This is a genomic window from Balneolaceae bacterium, assembly GCA_034521495.1.
Classification (GTDB): Bacteria; Bacteroidota; Rhodothermia; order Balneolales; family Balneolaceae; genus Rhodohalobacter.
The window spans coordinates 492,375-514,081 of sequence record JAXHMK010000009.1 but is presented as its reverse complement, the minus strand read 5'-3'; the positions used below and the strand labels follow the sequence as shown (position 1 = coordinate 514,081).

17 protein-coding genes and 5 tRNA genes are annotated in these 21,707 nt (G+C 41.9%); 4 read left to right on the top strand and 18 right to left on the bottom strand.

Annotated features, from left to right (window positions below; translation table 11 throughout):
* Positions 1 to 64 precede the first annotated feature (64 nt).
* The 18 genes from rpoC to queA form a co-directional block, all read right to left on the bottom strand.
* Positions 65 to 4,372 (bottom strand): DNA-directed RNA polymerase subunit beta', encoded by a 4,308-nt coding sequence (gene rpoC / locus U5K72_07255; protein MDZ7718594.1) that lies wholly within the window; start codon positions 4,370 to 4,372, stop codon positions 65 to 67.
* A 39-nt stretch (positions 4,373 to 4,411) separates the two neighbouring features.
* Positions 4,412 to 8,239 (bottom strand): DNA-directed RNA polymerase subunit beta, encoded by a 3,828-nt coding sequence (gene rpoB / locus U5K72_07250; GenBank protein ID MDZ7718593.1) that lies wholly within the window; start codon positions 8,237 to 8,239, stop codon positions 4,412 to 4,414.
* A gap of 143 nt (positions 8,240 to 8,382) precedes the next feature.
* Positions 8,383 to 8,763 (bottom strand): 50S ribosomal protein L7/L12, encoded by a 381-nt coding sequence (gene rplL / locus U5K72_07245; GenBank protein ID MDZ7718592.1) that lies wholly within the window; start codon positions 8,761 to 8,763, stop codon positions 8,383 to 8,385.
* 50 nt (positions 8,764 to 8,813) lie between these two features.
* A complete protein-coding gene (gene rplJ, locus U5K72_07240; GenBank protein ID MDZ7718591.1) occupies positions 8,814 to 9,338 on the bottom strand; it encodes a 50S ribosomal protein L10 in 525 nt (174 codons plus the stop codon).
* Positions 9,339 to 9,357: 19 nt separating this feature from the next.
* Complete coding sequence (rplA, locus tag U5K72_07235) at positions 9,358 to 10,056, bottom strand: 50S ribosomal protein L1 (protein MDZ7718590.1); 699 nt, start codon at positions 10,054 to 10,056, stop codon at positions 9,358 to 9,360.
* A 14-nt stretch (positions 10,057 to 10,070) separates the two neighbouring features.
* Positions 10,071 to 10,502, bottom strand: coding sequence for a 50S ribosomal protein L11 (gene rplK / locus U5K72_07230; GenBank protein ID MDZ7718589.1), 432 nt, complete (start codon positions 10,500 to 10,502; stop codon positions 10,071 to 10,073).
* Positions 10,503 to 10,563: 61 nt separating this feature from the next.
* Positions 10,564 to 11,145, bottom strand: coding sequence for a transcription termination/antitermination protein NusG (gene nusG, locus U5K72_07225; GenBank protein ID MDZ7718588.1), 582 nt, complete (start codon positions 11,143 to 11,145; stop codon positions 10,564 to 10,566).
* A complete protein-coding gene (secE, locus tag U5K72_07220) occupies positions 11,142 to 11,324 on the bottom strand; it encodes a preprotein translocase subunit SecE (protein MDZ7718587.1) in 183 nt (60 codons plus the stop codon). The genes nusG and secE overlap by 4 nt, the downstream gene beginning before the upstream one ends.
* A 23-nt stretch (positions 11,325 to 11,347) precedes the next feature.
* Positions 11,348 to 11,420 (bottom strand) — tRNA-Trp (locus tag U5K72_07215).
* Positions 11,421 to 11,474: 54 nt separating this feature from the next.
* Positions 11,475 to 12,662, bottom strand: a complete 1,188-nt coding sequence (tuf, locus tag U5K72_07210; protein MDZ7718586.1) for an elongation factor Tu — start codon at positions 12,660 to 12,662, stop codon at positions 11,475 to 11,477.
* Between the two features lie 50 nt (positions 12,663 to 12,712).
* Positions 12,713 to 12,784, bottom strand: a tRNA-Thr gene (locus tag U5K72_07205).
* An 11-nt stretch (positions 12,785 to 12,795) separates the two neighbouring features.
* A tRNA-Gly gene (locus U5K72_07200) sits at positions 12,796 to 12,868 on the bottom strand.
* A gap of 8 nt (positions 12,869 to 12,876) precedes the next feature.
* A tRNA-Tyr gene (locus U5K72_07195) sits at positions 12,877 to 12,959 on the bottom strand.
* A gap of 34 nt (positions 12,960 to 12,993) precedes the next feature.
* A tRNA-Thr gene (locus U5K72_07190) sits at positions 12,994 to 13,065 on the bottom strand.
* A 154-nt stretch (positions 13,066 to 13,219) separates the two neighbouring features.
* On the bottom strand, positions 13,220 to 13,849 hold the full coding sequence (locus U5K72_07185; GenBank protein MDZ7718585.1) for a DedA family protein: 630 nt from the start codon (positions 13,847 to 13,849) through the stop codon (positions 13,220 to 13,222).
* 1 nt (position 13,850) lies between these two features.
* Positions 13,851 to 14,330: a 2-C-methyl-D-erythritol 2,4-cyclodiphosphate synthase gene (ispF, locus tag U5K72_07180; protein ID MDZ7718584.1), complete on the bottom strand. Its 480-nt coding sequence runs from the start codon at positions 14,328 to 14,330 to the stop codon at positions 13,851 to 13,853.
* The gene (gene ispD, locus U5K72_07175; GenBank protein MDZ7718583.1) at positions 14,327 to 15,025 is read right to left on the bottom strand and encodes a 2-C-methyl-D-erythritol 4-phosphate cytidylyltransferase; all 699 of its coding nucleotides are present in this window, start codon (positions 15,023 to 15,025) and stop codon (positions 14,327 to 14,329) included. The genes ispF and ispD overlap by 4 nt, the downstream gene beginning before the upstream one ends.
* A gap of 4 nt (positions 15,026 to 15,029) precedes the next feature.
* Positions 15,030 to 16,076: a tRNA preQ1(34) S-adenosylmethionine ribosyltransferase-isomerase QueA gene (gene queA, locus U5K72_07170; protein ID MDZ7718582.1), complete on the bottom strand. Its 1,047-nt coding sequence runs from the start codon at positions 16,074 to 16,076 to the stop codon at positions 15,030 to 15,032.
* Positions 16,077 to 16,287: 211 nt separating this feature from the next.
* Between queA and U5K72_07165 the strand changes: the two genes are divergently transcribed.
* The 4 genes from U5K72_07165 (at position 16,288) to U5K72_07150 (ending at position 21,608) form a co-directional block, all read left to right on the top strand.
* The gene (locus U5K72_07165; GenBank protein ID MDZ7718581.1) at positions 16,288 to 16,782 is read left to right on the top strand and encodes a hypothetical protein; all 495 of its coding nucleotides are present in this window, start codon (positions 16,288 to 16,290) and stop codon (positions 16,780 to 16,782) included.
* An 8-nt stretch (positions 16,783 to 16,790) separates the two neighbouring features.
* Complete coding sequence (locus U5K72_07160; protein ID MDZ7718580.1) at positions 16,791 to 17,249, top strand: LytR C-terminal domain-containing protein; 459 nt, start codon at positions 16,791 to 16,793, stop codon at positions 17,247 to 17,249.
* Between the two features lie 6 nt (positions 17,250 to 17,255).
* A complete protein-coding gene (rsfS, locus tag U5K72_07155; GenBank protein MDZ7718579.1) occupies positions 17,256 to 17,669 on the top strand; it encodes a ribosome silencing factor in 414 nt (137 codons plus the stop codon).
* 72 nt (positions 17,670 to 17,741) lie between these two features.
* Positions 17,742 to 21,608, top strand: coding sequence for a HAMP domain-containing sensor histidine kinase (locus tag U5K72_07150; protein ID MDZ7718578.1), 3,867 nt, complete (start codon positions 17,742 to 17,744; stop codon positions 21,606 to 21,608).
* The last annotated feature ends 99 nt before the right edge of the window (positions 21,609 to 21,707 follow it).

Sequence of the window (21,707 nt, the reverse complement as noted above, 5' to 3'; positions counted from 1 at the left end):
CGGATTTCGATTCCAATATTAATTCGCTACAAAAGCCCTGATTTCCATCAGGACTTTTTTCTTTTTATTCGTTTTCCTCTTCCGCTTCCGGATTATCCGCTCCAAGTGTTTCAAACACTTTTTGGATATCCTCGTCCTGCTCGTCGAGATCTGCTTTAGAACCCACAATGAGTTCTTCGTATTTCTGCAGTCCTGTACCGGCAGGTACTTTGTGACCCACAATAACATTCTCTTTCAGGCCGCGGAGGTGATCTTTCTTCGCCTCGATGGAAGCCTGTGTAAGAACTTTTGTGGTTTCCTGGAATGATGCGGCAGACAACCAACTTTCAGTTGAAAGCGAAGCACGCGTAATTCCAAGCAGTATCGGTTTCGAGATTGCCGGTTCTGCTTCTCGTGTCTGTAATTCGTCTAAACCTTCCTGGATCATTTCGTTGTTGTACTCCCGAACTTCACGCCTGTCCAGAGTGGCTCCTCTTTTCAGGTCACTTCCACCCGGATCGGTAACAACAAACTTACCGATCAATTCATCATTCTTGTTGTTGAGTTCGAACCGGTCAACTTTGTCGCCTTCAAGGAACATCGTATCACCGGGATCGGTTACTTCAACCTTCTGCATCATTGTGCGAACAATAACCTCAATATGCTTGTCATTGATTTTCACACCCTGCAATCGGTAAACTTCCTGAATCTCATTCACCAGGTAAGACTGTACAGCAAACGGTCCAAGAATGTTGAGGATCTCCTGAGCGGGTATAGTACCATCAGAAAGTGCCTGACCAGCTTTCACAAAGTCATTTTCCTGAACGAGGATATGCTTAGACAGCGAGATCAAATATTTCTTCTCTTCGGTTCCGTCCTTGCTCTCAACGATTACTTCCTGAGAACCTCGTTTTCTTCCGCCCATTCTTACAATACCGTCAATCTCAGATACCGTAGCCGGGTCACTTGGTGACCGTGCCTCGAACAACTCGGTTACACGCGGCAGACCCGCTGTAATATCTTTCGATTTGGAAGCAGCACGCGGAATCTTAGCCAGAATCTGACCAGCCTGAACTTTCTCACCATCGTCTACAACGATATGAGTTTCAACAGGTAGTGTATTCTCACGAATTCGATCATCATCTCCTTTCACTACAAGAGTAGGAACAAGCGATCGGTCTCGGGAATCGATAATTACTTTCTCCCTGTGTCCGGTTTGAGCATCGGTATCAGCGGTGTATGTAATCTCCTCAATAATATCCTTGTACTCGACTTTTCCGTCAAGTTCACTGAATATCAGTGCGTTATATGGATCCCACTTACAAAGAGGCATTCCTTTAGGAACTTTATCTCCCTCTTCAACAAGCATTTCTGAACCATAAGGTACATTGTATGTATTCAGAATTTTACCGTCTTCACCAACAATCTTCATTTCTCCCGCACGGCTTAGTACAACATTGTGTATCTCTTCGCCGTCGTCGTATTCAACAATACGTACGTTTTCGAATTCAATTTTTCCATCGAATTTCGCTTTGTGTTGTGAATCAGATTCCATACGAGATGCCGTACCACCTACGTGGAACGTTCGAAGTGTCAGCTGTGTACCCGGCTCACCAATAGACTGAGCCGCAATTACTCCAACTGCTTCACCTGTTTGAACAAGAGCGTTTCGCGACATATCACGACCATAGCATTTCGCACACACGCCACGTTCTGTTTCGCAGGTTAGTACTGAACGAATTTCAACTTCTTCTATGTTCGTTTCAGCAATTTTCTTAGCAATTTTCTCTGTAATCAATTCATTGGCATCACAGATATGTTCATCACTAATAGGGTCACGAATCTCATGCATAGACACTCGGCCAATAATCCTGTTCTCAAGACTTTCAATGATATCTTCATTGTCTTTGAGAGCCTTCATCTTAATTCCACGCAGTGTTCCACAATCGTCCTCATTAATAATGATATCCTGTGAAACATCAACCAGTCGTCGTGTAAGGTAACCGGCATCGGCCGTTTTCAGAGCCGTATCGGCCAATCCTTTACGAGCACCGTGTGTTGAAATAAAGTATTCAAGAACAGTGAGCCCTTCACGGAAACTTGACAAAATTGGATTTTCAATAACCTCATTGCCCTGCTGCATAGAACTTTTCTGCGGCTTGGCCATCAATCCACGCATACCACCAAGCTGACGGATCTGTTCTTTCGAACCACGAGCACCTGAATCGGCCATCATAAAGACGGCATTAAATCCATCCTTATCGTCTGCCAGACTCTGAAAGAGTGTTTCAGATACTCGATTTGTTGTGCTTGTCCACTTGTCAATAACCTGGTTGTATCGCTCATTATCTGTAATGAAACCCATTTCATAACGATCCTGGATTTCAGCTACTTCAGACTGAGCTTTATCAATTAATTGCTGCTTAGCATCCGGTATAATGATATCTTCAAGGCTGAACGAAAGTCCACCTGTAGTAGCTCGTTCAAAGCCCATCGCTTTCATTTTGTCAAGAAAATCGGCTGTAACAGTCGTTCCCGTAGAACTGTGAATGTCGCCAATAAGTGTTCTCAACTCCTTCTTACCAAGCGTCTTATTCACAAATGGAATATTCTCAGGCACAATTCTATTAAACAGAACCCGGCCTGTTGTGGTTTTAATGATTTCATATTCCGTCTCACCCTCTTCGTTCACTTTTGGAATTCGAACGTTGATCTTGGCATGAACGTCGATCTTGTTCTGATCATAAGCAACCAGTACTTCATCCGGATTAGCAAAAGTTTTACCTTCACCACGTTTACCATTGCCCATCTTAGTGAGGTAATAAATACCTAAAATCATATCCTGCGAAGGAACCGCAATCGGTCCGCCACTGGCAGGGCTTAAGATGTTATGCGAGCCAAGCATCAGGATAGATGCTTCAAGAACCGCATCATGACTCAACGGAAGGTGAACAGCCATCTGATCACCGTCAAAGTCAGCATTAAACGCTGTACATGAGAGCGGGTGCAATCGAATGGCTTTCTCTTCAATTAAGACCGGTTGATATGCCTGAATACCTAACCTGTGCAAAGTCGGAGCACGATTCAACAGAACCGGGTGTCCGTCAATTACATTTTCGAGAACTTCCCAAACAGCCTGTTCTCGCCTGTCAACAACTTTCTTGGCACTTTTCACCGTCTTCACATATCCACGCTCAATGAGGCGTCGAATTACAAAAGGTTTGTAAAGTTCAACAGCCATCTCTTTCGGCAGACCACACTCGTGCATTTTCAGTTCCGGGCCTACAACAATTACAGATCGGCCGGAATAGTCAACACGTTTACCAAGTAGATTTTGGCGGAATCGACCACTCTTTCCTTTCAGCATATCGCTGAGAGATTTCAGAGGTCGGTTGTTGTTCCTTACTGCATTAGATTTTCTTGAGTTGTCATACAGAGAATCAACCGCTTCCTGCAGCATTCGTTTCTCATTTCTGAGAATTACATCAGGAGCTTTAATATCTATCAATCTCTTCAAACGATTGTTTCTGATAATAACCCGCCGGTAGAGATCATTCAGATCAGATGTTGCAAAACGGCCGCCTTCCAATGGAACAAGTGGTCTCAATTCCGGAGGAATAACCGGAATCACACTTTGAATCATCCATCGTGGATCATTCTCAGTATGTTGATTTGCAGAACGGAAAGACTCAATAACCTGGAGTCTCTTTAGCTTTTTCTTCTTACGCATCTGAGACGTTTCATTTTTTACCTCGTCTCTCAGAGTGTAAGCAAGACCATCCAAATCCATGTCGGTGAGAAGTTCCTCAATAGCTTCGGCACCATCTTTTACGATGAATTTGTCTTCGTCATCATTATCCATTTCATAATGATCTTCCGGAAGTTGGTCCAGAATATCGAACTTCTCCTCTTCTGAAATCATATCACCACGTTTGTAGCCAAGATCTCTGGCAAAACCAGGATTAATAACTACAAAGGTTTCGTAGTAAACAATCTTTTCTAAATTCTTTGAAGAGTAGCCCAGCAGATAAGCTAATTTACTCGGCAGGGATTTGAAATACCAGATATGTACAATAGGAACTGTGAGGGTAATATGCCCCATACGCTCTCTTCGTACTGCTTTTCGGGTAACTTCAACACCGCAGCGGTCACAGATAATTCCTTTGTAACGGATGCGCTTGTATTTTCCACAGTGGCATTCATAATCTTTCACCGGACCGAAGATCTTTTCACAGAAAAGACCATCCATTTCCGGTTTGAATGTTCTGTAATTGATCGTTTCAGGTGTAAGAACTTCTCCATGTGAACGGGATAGAATAGTCTCGGCAGATGCCAAAGAGATCCCGATTTTGTTGAAGTCTTTTTTAACAGTTAATGTTTGTGTAGACGGCAAAGGAAAACCTCCTTTTAGATTTAATTAACAGAACAAAAATTAGTCAATATGGATTTCGAGACCGAGACCCATCATTTCACGTAATAAAACTTTGAACGACTCCGGCACATCACCTTCGGGCAGGTTCTCACCTTTCACGATGGCTTCATATACTTTTGAGCGTCCTTTTACATCATCACTTTTAACAGTGAGCATCTCTTTCAGAACATTGGCTGCACCATACGCATACAGTGCCCAAACCTCCATTTCACCAAGTCGCTGACCGCCAAATTGTGCTTTACCACCCAGCGGCTGTTGCGTAATCAGTGAGTATGGACCGATAGAACGAGCGTGCATCTTATCCTCAACAAGGTGGTTGAGTTTCAGCATGTACATGTAGCCAACAGTGGTTTTTTGATTTAGCTTCTCACCAGTTTGCCCATCATACAAGTAAACACGACCATCTTTCGGAAGCCCGGCTTTCTCCAGTTCTTCCTGAACCTGGTCGTAAGAAGCACCATCAAAAATTGGTGATGCATATTTCACACCCAATTTCTTTCCGGCCCAGCCAAGAATAGTTTCGTATATCTGACCAAGGTTCATCCGAGATGGTACACCCAACGGATTCAGAACGATATCCACCGGAGTGCCATCTTTCGTAAATGGCATATCTTCGACCGGAACTACTTTGGCAATTACACCTTTATTTCCGTGACGACCAGCCATCTTGTCACCCACCTGCATTTTACGCTTCTTGGCAACATAGACTTTGGCTTTCTGAATAATTCCCGGGGGTAACTCATCGCCAACCTGAATTTGGTATTTACGGCGTTTTGCCTCGGTATCAATTTCTCTACGAAGTTCTCTGTAGTTCTTAAAGAGCAACTTCACATGCTTCACGAGCTCTTCATCAGTTGCCCAATCAATATTTTCATTGATGTTCACAGGGTCGAGCTCTTCAAAAACTGATTTTTTATATTTCTCACCTTTTGGAATCAACTCAACTTCACTGTAGTTGTACACTCCGGGAGATGTCTTATCCCGCAACAGGCTGTACATTTTATCAGCCCACTTCTGGTTAAGATCTGCAAGTTTTTTAGCGTGTCGCTCATTCTCTTGCTCAACCATTTTCTTCTCTTCCTTCCGAGAGATCTGTTCATCCCGTTTACGGCTGAAAAGCTTCGTGTTGATTACCACACCAGATACACCCGGAGGTGTTTTCATCGAGGCGTCTTTCACATCACCGGCTTTATCACCGAAAATTGCGCGAAGTAATTTCTCTTCAGGAGTTGGGTCGGTCTCTCCTTTTGGAGTAATTTTACCAACCAGGATATCTCCGTGATTTACTTTCGCACCGACTCGTATAATTCCACGTTCATCAAGATCTTTCGTAGCATCTTCACTTACATTGGGAATTTCACGCGTCAGTTCCTCTTCGCCGCGCTTGGTGTCTCGAACTTGCTGTTCAAATTCAGTAATGTGAATAGATGTATAAACATCATCCTGAACAATTCGCTCACTGATAACAATAGCATCCTCGAAGTTGTAACCACGCCATGGCATAAAGGCCACAAGCATGTTTCTTCCAAGAGCTAACTCACCTTTATCCGTAGCACAACCATCGGCAATAGCTTCCCCTTCTTTCACTTTATCGCCAACACTTACAATGGGACGCTGATTTATAGTCGTGTCCTGGTTACTTCTTTCATTTTTTTGAAGTTTGTAACTCTTAATACCTTCATCGAAGTAACAGTCCTGTTCCATCTCAGTACGTTCGTACTTAATGCGAATCTCATCACCACTTACGTACATCACTTCTCCATCTCCTTCAGCACTTATTATAGTACGGGAGTCTTTTGCTGCACGCTGTTCAAGTCCGGTTCCTACAATAGGTGATTCCGGTCTTAACAGTGGCACAGCCTGGCGCTGCATGTTAGATCCCATCAAAGCACGGTTGGCATCATCGTGTTCAATAAATGGAATCAGCGCTGCAGCCAGTGAAGTAATCTGGTTGGCAGATACGTCCATATATTCAATCTGATCCGGTTTGGCGAGACCTACATTACTGTCTCTAAACCGGGAGAATACAGACTCATTTTCAAAATTACCTTCGTCTGTAATCGGTGCATTTGCCTGCGCAATTACTGTCTCATCTTCCTGTTCAGCAGCAAGATATTCAACATTATTGGTCACCTTGCCTTCCTTCACCTCACGATACGGAGTTTCGATAAATCCGAAATCATTCACCTTAGCATGAACGCAAAGAGAGGTAATCAATCCAATATTCGGACCTTCAGGTGTTTCAATAGGGCACAAACGGCCATAGTGAGTGTAGTGGACGTCACGAACTTCAAAACCGGCTCGTTCACGAGTTAATCCACCAGGGCCTAATGCCGACATACGTCGTTTATGTGTCAGTTCAGCCGCCGGGTTGGTTTGGTCCATAAACTGAGAGAGCTGATTGGTACCAAAGAAGCTGTTAATTACACTTGATATGGTACGTGCATTTACAAGATCTTGCGGAGTTAACTGCTCAGCATCACGAGAGTTCATTCGCTCACGGATCGTTCGGGCCATTCTTGCCAGGCCGATAGAAAACTGTTGAGCTAACTGCTCGCCAACAGTTCGTACACGCCGGTTACTCAGGTGATCAATGTCATCTACCTGCGATTTCATCTCTTTGAGACGAATTACCTCTTTGACGATTGCAACAATATCTTCTTTGGTTAGATATTGAATATCAGGATCTATATCCAGCTTCAAACGCTTGTTGAGTCGATATCTTCCAACTTCACCAAGATCATATTTCTTGTCGCTGAAGAACAATCGTTCGAGTACTTGTCTCGCAGTTTCAGGATCCGGCATTTCACCCGTTCTGATCTGCTGGTAAATTTCTCCAAGCGCCGTCACATCATCATGAGAAGGATCTTTCCTCAATGTATTCATGATGACAGATCGCTCTGACTCTTCTTCATCAATTTTTTGAACCAGAACTTTTTTCACGTCAGCTTCTTTGAGTACTCCGTAATCGTCCTCGGTCAATTCATGATCCCGCTCAAGAAGAACTCTTCGTTCAGTTGCTTCAGTAACTTCGCCGGTTTCATCATCAACTACTTCTTCGGTTACTTCAACAGTAATGTCTGTTGCTAACCTTTTTCCGACCAGATTATCGTTGTACTTTTTCTTCGAACCAAACGATTCTTCCTCAGAAAGTTCAAAAAGACTCAGTACATCCAGATCTGTTGAAAATCCGAGAGCGCGTAAGAGAGTAGTAGCAGGAATCTTTTTCTTTCTGTCAATGTATGCCCAGAGCACGTCACGAATATCATTGGTAAACTCTATCCATGAACCTTTAAAAGGTATAACCCGTGCTGAGTATAATACTGTACCGTTAGGATGGACATTCTGTCCGAAAAACACACCTGGTGAACGGTGTAACTGACTTACAATTACACGTTCAGCTCCATTCACAATGAAGGTTCCTCTTTTAGTCATCCACGGCAGATCTCCCAGAAATACTTCCTGTTCAATGGTCTCGGATGCTTCATCGGAACTATCCACAGCAGACAATCTTAATCTTGCCTTTAATGGAATGGCATATGTGAGTCCTCGTTCCTGGCACTCTTTAATATTATATTTTGGCGTATCGACAGAATAATAGATAAACTCCAGAATATGAGTTTCCCTTGAGTCCTGAATAGGGAAATTCTCATTGAATATTCTTTGTAATCCCTGATTCTCTCGGTCGTTCGGGGCAACATCAAGCTGCGCAAAACTGTTGAAAGATTCGAGTTGGATATCTAAGAAATCTGGATAATCTATTACTTTTTTTATTCTGCCGAATGAAAGGCGATCTGTAAACGGGATTTTCTCCATAGTTGTACTCAAAAGGACTTCTCCTTTAGGTTAAAAAGAAATGTGAGCGAACTCTCTTGTGGAGTCCTTTTAGTAAGATTCTCACATATGATTTAGACGCCAAAAGCCAACACCTAAATTAGATGTCGGCTAAGGCAATAAATAGACAGAGCCGGTTACTTGAGCTCTACTTCAGCTCCGGCATCTTCAAGTTTTGCTTTAAGATCTTCAGCTTCTGCTTTAGCAACTGCTTCTTTTACAGTGTTTGGTGCATTATCAACCAGTTCTTTAGCCTCTTTCAGTCCAAGACCGGTGATACTACGAACCTCTTTGATCACTGCAATTTTCTTCGCTCCAGCAGAGTTCAGAACTACATCAAACTCTGTTTGTTCTTCAGCAGCTTCTCCATCTCCGCCACCGGCACCTCCGCCAGCTACAGCTACAGCCGCAGCAGCAGGTTTAATGTCGTATTCTTCTTCAAGAACTTTTGCTAGTTCGTTTGCTTCTTTGATCGTTAAGTTAACGAGTTGTTCTGCGATTTCTTTAACGTCAGCCATTATAATTATTCTCCGTTCGTCGGTTTAATTAAAAAATTTTTAGTGATTGGTTATTCGTCGCCTTCTTCAGCGATTGTTTTGATTGCTCCTGCAAGATTGCCTCCTTGTGCCTGCAATCCACTTACTATGTTCGACATTGGTGCCATCAACAGACCAATAATATCGCCGATAACTTCGCTCTTAGACTTCATAGCGGCCAGTGTATCGAGTTGGTCTTCCGTGTAATAATCACCATCTATTAAGGCAGCCTTAAATTTTGGCTTTTCATTTTCCTTAATATAGTCTTTCAAAACTTTAGCAGGTGCAGCAAGCTCTTCTTCCACAAACGCAAAACCGTTTTGTTCTGCAAGGTGTGGATAGAGTTCGTCATATCCGCCAATTGTATCCATCGCTCTTTTTATAAGTGTGTTTTTATACACTTTAAAGCGCACATTACCTTCGCGAAATTTCCCACGCAACTCACCCATATCTCCAACAGACATGCCGGAGTAATTGGTAATGTAAACCGCGTTAGAGCTATTCAGCTGCTCGGTAATTTCTTCTACAACTGCCTTTTTATCTGTTAATGTCGGCATTGTTCTTACTTATTAATTTCTAAATTGAAATAATTGATGATCGGTTAATCTGGATACTCGGCCCCATTGTAGTACTTAAAAAAGCACTTCTGATGTATTGACCTTTCGCTGATGCCGGCCGTAACCTTAAAATAGTTTGCAGAAAAGAAATAAGATTTTCACGCAATTCATTTGCATCAAAACTTACTTTACCTACAGATGTATGCAGAATGCCTGTTTTATCAACCCGGAAATCAATCTTGCCGGCTTTGAATTCTTTAACAGTTCCTTCTACATCGGTAGTTACTGTTCCACTTTTAGGATTTGGCATAAGACCACGTGGGCCCAGATGTCGTCCGAGTTTACCAATTTTACCCATGACATCCGGCGTAGCAATAATTACATCTACGTCAGCCCAACCATCTTCAATTTTCGTAATGTATTCATCAAGGCCAACATAATCGGCTCCGGCCTCTTTCGCTTCTTCCTGCTTTGCTTCATTTACAAAAGCAAGTACACGAATCTCTTTTCCAGTTCCGTGAGGAAGCGAAACAGTGCCACGAACCATTTGATCTGCATGACGCGGATCTACACCTAACCGAAGATCAAGATCTACGGAAGCATCGAAAGACGTTGTGCTTGTTTGTTTTATAAGATCACAAGCCTCCTCGAGGGTATACTCCATGTCAGGGTCAATCAATTCAGCGACCTGTTGATATTTCTTACTTCTTTTTGCCATTTCTTATCATCCTTTTAATTATCTCGGATTACTCTCAAACCCATACTTCTGGCAGTACCTGCAATCATCTCTGCTGCGTTATCTACATCAAAAGCATTCAGGTCTTCCATCTTTTGCTGTGCAATTTCACGGCATTGATCGAAAGTTACTTTACCTACCTTTGCCCGGTTAGGTTCACCTGATCCTGATTTAATGTTAGCGGCTTTTTTGAGAAGAACTGCTGCGGGCGGAGTTTTCGTTTTGAAGCTAAACGATTTGTCCGCATACACAGTAATCTCAACAGGAATAATGGTACCTGCCTTTTCCTGGGTTTGTGCATTAAATGCTTTACAAAACTCCATTATGTTAATGCCTGCCTGTCCCAAAGCTGGCCCCACGGGTGGGGCGGGATTGGCCTGTCCACCAACAATTTGAAGTTTAAGCACTGTATCTACTTTTTTTGCCATAAAGAATCAATTAGTGATTCATGCTTTTGTTTGCTGCGTAATAGCTCACGTTTAAGTTTTTTTAAGTGGTAGATTCAACCTGGTTCAAATCAACTTCAACAGGAGTTTTTCTACCGAAAATGCTTACGAGTACTCGTAATTTCAATTTTTCAGTGAGTACTTCTTGAACCGTTCCGTCAAACTCTTTGAACGGTCCGTCAATTACTTTAACAACATCTCCCTCTTTATAGGGGATATCTACAACTCCACCTTTCTCGGCCATCTCTTCACTATCCATTACACGGCCGAGAATACGATCAACTTCTCGTTTCTTTAATGGTGTTGGAATTATATCACTCTTACCTGCTTTTAAAAACCCTATACAGGATGGTGCTGATTGTACTAAATTGTTTACTTCTTCATCATACCGGGTCTTGAGTAAAATATATCCGGGGAAAAAATTCTTCTCTTTTGTTCGTTTTTTACCCGATCTAATTTCAACAACAGTCTCAGTTGGTATTAAAATCTCTTTAATCTTATGTTCAAGTCCCTGATCTTCAATTTCTCTGGTCAGAAACTCTTTTACTTTTTTTTCATGACTGGAAAAACAACGAACTACGTACCAGTCAAATCCATCTTCATTTTTCTCTTCGGCTGTACTCATTGATATATTGCCCCCAAAATGGTGCTATAAACTTGATCCACTCCAAAGATGAACGCAGAAATAATGATTGTAAACACGATCACTATAATTGTGCTGTCGATTAGCTCTTGTTGAGACGGCCATGACACTTTTGCCATCTCCTTACGAACACCTTCTATGAACTCTTTAATTTTCTCCATATATAAAATCTATTGCCTTATAGCACGGGTGGAGAGACTCGAACTCCCGACACCTGGTTTTGGAGACCAGTGCTCTGCCAACTGAGCTACACCCGTAGTAATATGCAGAACCAAGTTACCTTAGCCCTGCAAAATTACATACGACTTTAATCAGTCATTAATTTTAGTAACTACACCAGCTCCAACGGTGCGTCCGCCTTCGCGAATCGCAAACCGAAGTCCTTTCTCCATGGCGACCGGCTGGATCAGTTTTACATTCATCTTCACGTTGTCGCCCGGCATCACCATCTCCACTCCTTCGGGTAGCTCACAGGCTCCCGTCACATCTGTGGTCCGGAAATAAAACTGCGGACGATATCCTTTGAAGAACGGCGTGTGACGGCCTCCTTCATCTTTGCTCAGTACATATACCTCGCATTCAAACTCTTTGTGTGGGGTAATCGAGCCCGGCTTGCAGAGTACCATCCCCCGCTCCAGCTGCTCTTTGTTAATTCCCCGAAGCAAGATCCCGGCGTTGTCGCCTGCCTGACCTTCCTCCAGCAAACGGCGGAACATCTCAATCCCGGTAACCACACTCTTCATCGGATCTTCTACAATCCCGACTATTTCCACCTCGTCGTTGAGCTTTACAACACCCCGCTCAATTCGCCCGGTGGCGACCGTACCACGGCCGGTAATTGAAAACACATCTTCAACCGGCATCAGGAACGGCTTTTCAATATCCCGCTCCGGTGTAGGCACGGTCTCATCGACGGCATCCATCAGGTCCAGAATTGCCTGCTCACTGTCGGCATCGCCGTTCAGGGCATTCAGGGCACTTCCCTGGATCACCGGAATATTATCCCCGTCAAATTCATAGGAGGTCAGCAGCTCGCGAACTTCCAGTTCTACCAGCTCAATCAACTCCTCATCGTCTACCAGGTCGGTCTTGTTCATAAACACAACAATCTGGGGAACCCCTACCTGGCGGGCCAGAAGAATGTGCTCACGAGTCTGGGGCATCGGGCCATCTGTGGCCGCTACTACCAAAATCGCCCCGTCCATCTGGGCCGCGCCGGTCACCATATTCTTTACATAGTCGGCGTGTCCCGGACAGTCCACATGGGCATAGTGGCGCTGGTCGGTTTCATATTCCACGTGAGCCGTCGCTATGGTAATTCCACGCTCGCGCTCCTCAGGTGCATTATCAATATCTGTAAACTGTTTGGCTACACCCCCATAGTGCTTGGCCATTACCGTCGTAATCGCCGCCGTTAGCGTTGTCTTGCCGTGATCTACGTGACCGATCGTACCAATGTTTACATGCGGCTTGGTACGTTGAAATGTCTCTTTTGCCATGGTTTAAAAATTATTTATGGTTTCATTTATTTAAAACGTTCACCCTGAAGAGCCGATAGTCGGAATTGAACCGACGACCCCTTCCTTACCATGGAAGTGCTCTACCCCTGAGCTATATCGGCTTATTTCAGTGAGCGGGCGACCAGAGTCGAACTGGCAACATTCACCTTGGAAGGGTGACGCTCTACCAATTGAGCTACGCCCGCAATAATTGTGGGGGGAGGAGGATTCGAACCTCCGAAGTCTCACGACAACAGATTTACAGTCTGCCCCAGTTGGCCACTTTGGTATCCCCCCTTACTTCTAATTATATAAAAATATAAATAGAGAGAGCCAGTGACCGGATTTGAACCGATGACCGGCGGTTTACAAAACCGCTGCTCTACCCCTGAGCTACACTGGCATTTCCAAAATTTCAAAAAACATTGAACAACAGCGGGCAGAAACAAAATCCTGCTCACCCTCTATAACTTGTAGGCGTAATTTTCCCACAAGCGAAAGACCTGAAGTATAAGAACATCTTTAATACTAATCAACAAAATTGAGAACTTTTTTTCTTACTTTTCCTCGGACTGCCGGAATCTCTTATAAACAACACGACCTACAATAAAAATGGCAATGAGAATCAATATTATCCAGCCATAAACATTTAAATAATGGCCAATGATTTGCCAATTTTCGTGAACAATCCAACCAAATAGCAATAAAATAGTATTCCACAAGATTGAGCTAATAAACGAATTGATTACAGTAGGATAAACTTTTGTTTTGCTCATCCCTGAAGCAAGAGAAATTGCAGAACGAGTTCCGGCCAAAAACCGGTTTGCAATAATTACACCTTGCCCCCACCTGCTCATCCACCTTCTAATTTTGTCGAAATATTTAACATCTATGAACCTCATCAGCCAAAATCGATTTCTCTCTTGCTCAATCCGGTCTCCAAAATACCAACCAATGGCATACATACTCATAAACCCAAAAACCGAAGCCACTGTTGTAAAAATCAATACAGGTACAAAATTTATGATCTGCTCTGCCGCAAGGTATCCGCCAAAAGCCACAAGTACATCTCCTGGAATTGGAGGGATAATATTTTCAAAATAAGCAACGAGCGTGAAGATAATATAGATATAGAAAGGAGAAAGAGCTTGTATCCACTCAACAATTTGTTGAACGTATGCCTCCATCTTAATCTCTTTTTAAAAGTGCCACAGCGTGAACCATAATCCCTTCTTGACGGCCAACAAACCCCATTTTTTCATTTGTAGTGGCTTTTACAGAAACCTGGTCTGCATCACAGTTTAAAACTTCACTAATATGTTTCCGAATTTTTGGGATAAATGGGCTGAGTTTTGGTTTTTCAGTCACTACGGTCGAGTCTATATTCTCGATAGTTAACCCTTTTTTTTGAACCATTTCATAACATTCTACGAGAAGTTTTGTACTATCGGCGTTTTTAAAATCCGGATTTGTATCCGGAAAATGCTGACCAATATCGCCCAATGCAGCTGCTCCTAAAATTGCATCAATAATAGCGTGCAGTAATACATCAGCATCAGAATGCCCCTTTAATCCCTTTTCAAATGGAATTTCTATACCGCCGAGAATCAATTTTCGATTTTCCCGGAACGGGTGCACATCGTACCCAAGGCCTACCCGAAAACTCACTCTGCTCCCTCCTCAATCAAATAGCGAGCCATATCCAAATCATACGGGTGGGTAATTTTGAAATTTTTACTGGATCCTCTGACAAGTACCACCTTCCCGCCAATCTTTTCCACAAGGGAGGAATCGTCTGAACCCAAAAACTTGTGCTCCGCCGCATATTGATAAGCCTCCCTGAGCAAAGCTGCCCAAAAAACTTGCGGAGTCTGAGCTTGCCATAATCTCTCCCGGTTTGGTGTTTCTGCAATTTCAAGATTTTGGCGAGCCACTTTAATGGTATCACGAGCTGGAATAGCCAATACAGCTCCACCAGACCGCGATGCTTCTTCCACACAGTTTTCAATCTCTTCTTTACTAACAAAGGGACGGACCGCATCATGAACAGCAATAAGACCGGTCTTGTCTGAAATTTTTTCTATTGCATTTCGAATTGAATCCTGCCTCTCCTCTCCACCTTCTACCACAGAATAATTCAAGTCGGGAAAAACACGGGAAAGCACTTCTTGTGTAGTATCAACGTACTGCATAGATGTTGAAACAATAACTTCACCTAATCCTGTAACATCCCTGAATTTAAGAAGTGTATATTCAAGAATAGTTTTACCGGCTACCTTTATATAAGGCTTTGGAATTTCGGCGCCGAGTCTTTCACCCTTCCCGGCAGCCGGTATGATAAGTGCAAGTTGTTGTTTAGCCACAGCTTTATTGGATCAACATTGCATCCCCGAATGCAAAGAACCGATAATCTTCAGCAACAGCTTCCTTGTAAGCTTTTTTGATGAATTCAAATCCGCCAAAAGCCGCAGCCAACATCAAAAGTGTTGATTCGGGTCTGTGAAAATTGGTTATAATACCTTCAGTAATTTTAAACTCATAATCTGGATAGATAAATTTATCCGTCCATCCGGTTCCGGGCTTCGACATACCACTTGCCATTACACTGGTTTCAATAACCCGAACAGCCGACGTTCCACAAGCATATACTTTATTTTTCTTACTGGAAAGTGCTTCATTAATTCTGTCTGAAGTCTCCTTGGATATGTAATAGTTATCTGAGTCTGTTCTGTGCTTGGTAAGATCTTCCACTTCAACAGGGCGGAATGTACCCCATCCAATATGAAGGGTTACCGGAAGAAATTCTACTCCTTTCTTCTCGAGTTTTTCCACTAACTCGTGTGTAAAATGCATTCCGGCGGCAGGTGCAGCAACTGCCCCCCGTTCTTTCGCAAAAATGGTTTGATACCTTTCTTTGTCGCTCTCTTTAGGTTCTCTGTCAATATATGGCGGCAGTGGCATATCGCCGATCTCGTCCAATCTGTCATACAGATCGTCATTCGGACCATCGTACAGAAAGCGAATAGTTCTGCCTCTGGAGGTCGTATTATCAATTACCTCTGCCATTAAATCTTCACCGAAGTAAAGTTTATTGCCAATTCGAATTTTTCGGGCAGGTTCAACCAGAACATCCCAGAGCATATTTTCCGGCATTAGTTCTCTCAAAAGGAAAACCTCGATATCCGCATCGGTCTTCTCTTTCTTGCCCTTCAATTTTGCAGGGAATACTTTTGTATTGTTATAAACAATTACATCACCCTTATTAAAATGTTTGTGAATGTCTTTAAACTCTTCATGTTTAATGGATTCATCCTCTCGATTCAAGACCATCAGCCTTGACTCATCTCTTGGGTCTTTTGGTTCTTCAGGGACATTAAAATCATCGATTTCAAATTTGAAATCTGTCAATTTCATTTTCAAAACAGTAGGGATTATGAATTTGAGTTTTCAACTTTAAGGAAGCCAAAAAATATAGTAGTTTTTTAATCTTCTTACAAGATCTTTATTGAACTGATCGTTTCTGAATAAATTCTCTTTTTAAAACCAATAAAATCTATTTACTTACTTCCTACAATTATGTATAATTATTTATTATGTAAAACCGTTTGATTAGAAAGACAAAGTCATGAAGAAAATCCTTACTTCTCTTACTATTATTTTCTTAGCAACAGCGGTTGTGGCAAATGCCCAATTGCGTGAAGATCTTTCCTATCAACCAGAGACGTATACTACTACGCTATCCAGTTCCCAGCAGACGGGTGGGCCCGGCAACTGGATGAATATGCTGAATATGACGATGAGTCACTCCTATTCTATGTCGTTCAGTAACTTTGGCGGACAGATGCAAAATATGAACGCTTATACCAATCATATGTTTTTTGATGTAAGCGACCGCCTGAAGGCACAACTTGATGTTTCTCTTCTCCATTCGCCATTTGGCAATAGTTTTATGACGAACAACAGTAATGATTTCGGTGCCCAAATTATTATTGACCAAGCCCGCTTAGATTATCAACTTTCTGATAATGCAAGCATCTCCTTCCAATTCTCACAACGACCGGCACACTATGGTTATGGGGCTTTTTCTCCGTTCAACAGAATGATGAGACCTTGGTATTGATAGAGTAAATGAGCAACATTTCGAAGGATGAATCTTCCAAACATCTCTTTCTCAATTCGGTAATTGGTTTTCTTGGCGTTCTGCTATTGATATTACTTGTTGCCCTGTTTTCTCGTATCTTATATCCAAGAATTGTAACTGATCGTATCCAGGAAGATCCCTCACTCATTAGTGAAGTAATTCAACTTGAGGTATTAAATGGTTGTGGAATTACGGGAATTGCAACACGGTTTACTGATAAACTAAGAGAATACGGTTTTGATGTAGTTGAAACCGGAAATTACGATCACTTTGACGTATCAAAAACCTTTATCATTTCACGAAGCGGACAAATGGAAAATGCCTATCGTGTAGCAGATGCTCTTGGGGTTTCACATCAACAAGTTCTGAGGGAACAAGCTCCTGAATATTACCTTGATGTAACACTTATTATTGGATCAGATTATCAATCTTTAAACTTACATTAATCGCCTATGACAAAAAAAACAGATGTTGCCGAATCGCAATTTCAAACTGATTCACCAAGCAAAACAGCAGATTCGAAGCTTTTAATTGATTCTATCACAGAGGGTTTGCTTGAAAAAAAAGCGAGAGATATAAAAATACTGGACGTTCGGGCACTAACAACACTAACCGATTACTTTGTAGTATGCCACGGAAATTCGGAAACACAAATTCGTGCTCTTGCAAATAGTGCCACTGAAAAAGTGAAGGAAGATTTGGGGGAGAATGTTTGGAAAAAAGAGGGACTGGATGCAAGAAGATGGATTATCCTGGATTATGTTAACGTAGTCGTTCACATTTTTAGCGAGGAAAAAAGACAGTATTATGGAATTGAACGAATGTGGAATGATGCAGAAATTACCGAAGTAGAAGATACTGAATAGTAGCAGGCTAACTGTTGCTATGCCAAATTCCATACCATCTTTTCTTCTAATATAAACTAAACGTTTTATCGTTTGTTCTGGTCAGTCAAATATTCTACTGCTATTTCACTTTCTGTACTGGTAGTTTTACTTACAGGCTATAGTTTATTTGAGATTTCCACAATACCCGGTTCTGCCGATACCAGAACGGATGTAAAAGATGACATTGCTCAATCATTGGACCAGGGAGTTAAATTCTTTGGTGAACTGTCTGAAGAATTTCAAACCAAATCCAATCAGATCTACCGGGACATTAATGATGCCATTCAAACGAAAACGGCAAAGATAGCACTGCACAACCGGTTAGAGCAATATGATATATGGGGAGTTACAGTTTTCCAGGACAACGAGAAATGGATCTGGACCGGCTTTGATGTAAGCTCGCCTTCTGATTCTACAATCTTTAACAATCGTTCTGACACCACCTCCATTGTTAATTTTAATAATGTAGTAGCCTTTCTCAGTAAACGAATTATCAATTTTAATGAGGAAAAGTACACCGTTGTAACGGCTGAGAAACTTTACCAGGTTTCAGAACTCCCATTTTCAGAAGAGAGGGCGTTGCAATTTTCTGATCAGCCCAATCTTAATAATCGTTACCCGATCTACTTCAACTTTTTTGGAAATGCACCCCGTAACGCTCCCAAAAGAATCTTAAGCACCAGTTATAGTGACTCAGTTGGAACCGTCTATGCCGATCCAAACCAGGCAATCAACAGTCCAATAACCGATAATTCAACAACTCTTGCTTACCGGTTCAGTTTTCATGTAGCCATATTTCTATTTTTTTTCATTACTCTTTTCTCTTGGACTACACGGAAAAAAAATGTCACTAAATCTGCTTTCACATTTATTATTGTTGCAGTTACCTGGCCATTAATTATTTATGGAGATTTTATCGGCCAGTGGTCATCCATGATTTTTTCGATGACAACCGGACAGGAATTACGTTCTATCAAAGAATTCACATTCTATGCAGTTAATAGTTTCTTTATCTTCATTCTATTTATCGCGTTCCACAACTTATTAAAACTCACCCAATTCCCGGAGTGGAGCAACAAACTATCCCGATCTTTTTTATTATCAATTTTATTTGGTGCAATTCAGGTCATACTCATCCTGTTCTTCATTCAATCAACTCAAACTCTGTTAACAAACAGTGATATTCCATTGCTTGATCTGGAGTTAGCACCGAATACTCAATCGTTCTTCTTTTATATTTTTTCTGCACTATTCTTCACCGGCTTGTCGGGCATTATTGTTTCCGCAGGTTATCACCTGGAATTGATTGAAAGTGGGAAAGCCGCGCTTATATCTGTCATTACATCCTTTAGTTTTATCTGTACCTTTTTTCTGCTGGATCTTTTTCTGACAGATTTTACAGTAATCGACTGGGAATTTATTCTGGCAATCTGCCTTTTGTTCATCTACCTCATTAGTATTCACTTCCTGCATCAATATCCCAAATTGGTCAAAGAGATGTCCGGTTTTCGTAAGTTACTAATTGGTGTATTTATCGCCTCCTCCATTATCTACGTTATTATCTGGAACGCCACCAATACCCGGTTAGATCAAGCACTTCTAACTCAGGCCTCAAATTTTGTTGAAGAAGAATCCGTCCAAACGGAAGAGGTACTGTATGATCTTCTTTCTGAGATTGAATTTAATCTTTCTGATCTCTCACAGGAAGATCTGAACCAGCGATCATCCAACATTCAGATTCAATTCCAGGAAACAATCCAGCAAATCATCCGACCCGAATGGCAAAATTATTCCTTTTATGTGAAGCTGATTACCCAGCAAAACCAGGAAATTGCTACCTACACTACATCTGTAGAAACCCCTTCATGGTCAACATATTTCTCTAACAGGGATATAATGCTGCGAACCTATCAAAGCGAACAGATACGTTGGCATAACAACCGTCCGGTCATCTGGGATAATCTGCCATTGAATCTATCTGATCGGTTTGTATCGCTTTCCCGCGGATGGATACCTTTATACGATAGCGAAAATCCACGTGAAATTATTGTATGGGTGGCGGCCGATGTTTACCTGGAACGCGCTGTTTATAACAAACCGATGCGGGCGGTTTTATCTGAAACTCCATCTGACGCCTGGAAACAAAGTTTTTATCTGGCTGAATTTACTGGATCGCGTCTGACGAGAAATGCCATGATTGGTTTGTACAGCCATCAGCCTCAATACCATCAACTACCAGCCAGAGAGCTTGAAATTGCCCAGACTGATTCTATCAATTTTCTTACCAATTCAACTTCCAACGGATCATTCCGAGAGGTTTTAATATCCACTGAAGACCCAAAAATTGTAAAAGCCAGTACTCCATTTCCCGGAATAGAGCAACACCTGTTTTCATACTTCAGACTACAAATTGTGCTTGTATTCTTCGGGTTATTCTGCTTTTCCATACTATCAATCGCCGGTTTTGGCCATTTTAGCCCTTTTGGGCAGAGCAAGAGATTTAGATCGCGTCTTATCGACGGACTGGCTTTTGCCACTATTATATTTTTGATTGTTTTAACTTTTACAACACAGTATGCTGTTGGTATTCAGAATGAAGAGAAACTGGAACGGGAACTCATTCAGAACCTTGATAACCTTTCGGAATCTTTGAAAAACTTTTCCCTTTCAAATTCAATTGACAGAACTTCGGTAACACTGGCTGATCTTACTTCTACCTTCAATGCTGATGTAATTTTATACCGTGGAACTGAGGTTGCTGAATCAACCACACCGCAGGTATTTCAGCAAAATTTAATTCCATCGATACTGCCTTTTCCTGTTTACGATTTTATCTATAACCAACAGCGGAGCCATTATATCACCACTGTTAGAATTGGTAATGAAGAGTTGCTTGTAGGTTATCAATCACTGATGAACCAGGCCGGTCAACCCATTGGAGTTATTGCAATACCAACGTTTTTACAGTCTCCTATTTATAATGAACAATTGCTTGAGACCACCAGTTATCTTTTCGTGGTTTACCTCTTCATATTTGCACTATTTATTACAGGCTCAGTCATCCTATCAGGTCGGTTAACCAAATCAATATCTCTTATTCAAACCGGCTTGAAGAAAATTTCAAGAGGTGATATGAGAACAAAAGTACCGGTTACCAGCCGCGATGAAATTGGTTCTTTGGCCAATGCCTATAATAATATGGTTGAACGACTTGAAGAAGCTCAAAAAGAACTGCTAAAAGCAGAGCGTGAATCTGCATGGAAAGAGATGGCACAGCAGGTAGCACATGAAATCAAAAATCCGCTCACCCCAATGAAACTGAATCTTCAACACCTGCAACGGCAGTTGGAACAAAATCCGGATAAGGTCCTTGAGTTGAAACCTGTTATTGAAAAAACTGCCAACAATATAATCGGGCAGATTGAATCGTTGAACAAAATAGCCTCCGATTTTTCTAAGTTTGCTCAGCCTATCCGGGAACCCAAAGAGCAGGTTAATCTCACGGAACTTCTTGAATCTATTTCTGATCTGTACAACAATAAATCCACTGTTGTAGTAGATCTTCACCTGCCGGAACAAAACGTAAAAATCCAAGCTGTAAAAGATGAATTGCGCCGGGTTTTAGTCAACTTGTTAAAAAATTCAATTGAAGCTTGCGACGAGGAAAAAGCCTTCGTTAAAATCTCTCTTGAAAGAAGATCAAAAAATATTCTAATAAAAATATCTGATAATGGTACAGGCATTGATTTGGAGTCTCGTGAAAAAGTATTTGTGCCAAATTTTTCAACGAAATCGAGCGGTACCGGACTGGGACTTGCCATATCAAAGAAAATTGTAGAAGCTCACGGCGGCGATATTTGGTTCGAACCCAATAATGGAAAAGGAACTACATTTTTTGTAAAACTGCCTGTCAAATAAACACGCTTCTAATATTTTCCTGAACGAAAATAGCTCTCTCCTTTCTGCCAAAAAATTTGTACCATCTATGCCCTCCTATGGAAATGCCAGACCACTCAT

Excerpts from the sequence above, each read along its gene's own strand:
- rsfS (MDZ7718579.1), top strand. The coding sequence starts at position 17,256 with ATGACAAAAAAAACAGATGTTGCCGAATCGCAATTTCAAACTGATTCA.
- secE (MDZ7718587.1), bottom strand. The coding sequence starts at position 11,324 with ATGGAGAAAATTAAAGAGTTCATAGAAGGTGTTCGTAAGGAGATGGCA.
- nusG (MDZ7718588.1), bottom strand. The coding sequence starts at position 11,145 with ATGAGTACAGCCGAAGAGAAAAATGAAGATGGATTTGACTGGTACGTA.
- rplK (MDZ7718589.1), bottom strand. The coding sequence starts at position 10,502 with ATGGCAAAAAAAGTAGATACAGTGCTTAAACTTCAAATTGTTGGTGGA.
- tuf (MDZ7718586.1), bottom strand. The coding sequence starts at position 12,662 with ATGGCAAAAGAGACATTTCAACGTACCAAGCCGCATGTAAACATTGGT.
- U5K72_07165 (MDZ7718581.1), top strand. The coding sequence starts at position 16,288 with ATGAAGAAAATCCTTACTTCTCTTACTATTATTTTCTTAGCAACAGCG.
- U5K72_07160 (MDZ7718580.1), top strand. The coding sequence starts at position 16,791 with ATGAGCAACATTTCGAAGGATGAATCTTCCAAACATCTCTTTCTCAAT.
- rplJ (MDZ7718591.1), bottom strand. The coding sequence starts at position 9,338 with ATGCCGACATTAACAGATAAAAAGGCAGTTGTAGAAGAAATTACCGAG.
- U5K72_07185 (MDZ7718585.1), bottom strand. The coding sequence starts at position 13,849 with ATGGAGGCATACGTTCAACAAATTGTTGAGTGGATACAAGCTCTTTCT.
- rplA (MDZ7718590.1), bottom strand. The coding sequence starts at position 10,056 with ATGGCAAAAAGAAGTAAGAAATATCAACAGGTCGCTGAATTGATTGAC.
- queA (MDZ7718582.1), bottom strand. The coding sequence starts at position 16,076 with ATGAAATTGACAGATTTCAAATTTGAAATCGATGATTTTAATGTCCCT.
- rplL (MDZ7718592.1), bottom strand. The coding sequence starts at position 8,763 with ATGGCTGACGTTAAAGAAATCGCAGAACAACTCGTTAACTTAACGATC.